Source organism: Vibrio sp. 1401 (genome assembly GCF_033340295.1).
Map to the genome: position 1 here is coordinate 1 of NZ_JAWOWF010000555.1, position 605 is coordinate 605.

Annotated in this window: 2 pseudogenes; one reads left to right on the top strand and one right to left on the bottom strand. The window is 46.6% G+C overall.

Annotated features, from left to right (window positions below):
• A pseudogene (locus tag R7Z77_RS26795) lies at nt 1-117 on the top strand (amino acid ABC transporter substrate-binding protein); the annotation flags it as partial.
• A gap of 57 nt (nt 118-174) precedes the next feature.
• Here the strand turns inward: R7Z77_RS26795 and R7Z77_RS26800 are convergent.
• A pseudogene (locus R7Z77_RS26800) lies at nt 175-605 on the bottom strand (Bcr/CflA family multidrug efflux transporter); the annotation flags it as partial.

A 605-nucleotide genomic window follows, 5' to 3' on the forward strand; every position in this document is an offset into this window, starting at 1 on the left:
TTGTTACCACAAGACGACCAAGTCTGGATTAACTACATCAATCACTGGGTGGAGTTGAAAAAAACACAAGGCTTCTTTAAGCAGACTGCTCAGAAGTGGGGACTGAAAAGTTTATAAATGAAAAGAGCCGCATTACGCGGCTCTTATTATGATCGGATGGACTGAAGTACAGACTTAAAGTTCATCTTCGCTGACGACGCGAGCGTTGTCAGGTGTAGTGAAATGCTTAGAGAGTTCACGATTCGACAGAATGTAACCCATCCACAAGCCACCCATACAAATGACGATTGCCACGCCCGTAACCATTTGAGCTTGGCTTGCCATCGCTGCTACTAGTGCGCTTGATAGGCTGCTCACGGTAATTTGCAGGCTGTTTTGTAGACCAGCAGCCGTAGCAGGACTCTGTTGAGCACTTGCTAATGCGCGGTTTACTACGATTGGGTAAAGAGCACCGTTAGCAACTGCAATCAAACAGAATGGCGCTAGGATTGGCCAGATAGAGGTCAGTTTCCATTGTGACGCAGCGAAGATAAGCAGTGCTGCAACACTAAACAGGCCAATCAACTGACGCAGAATCTTTTCATCACCATATTTACGAACGCCGA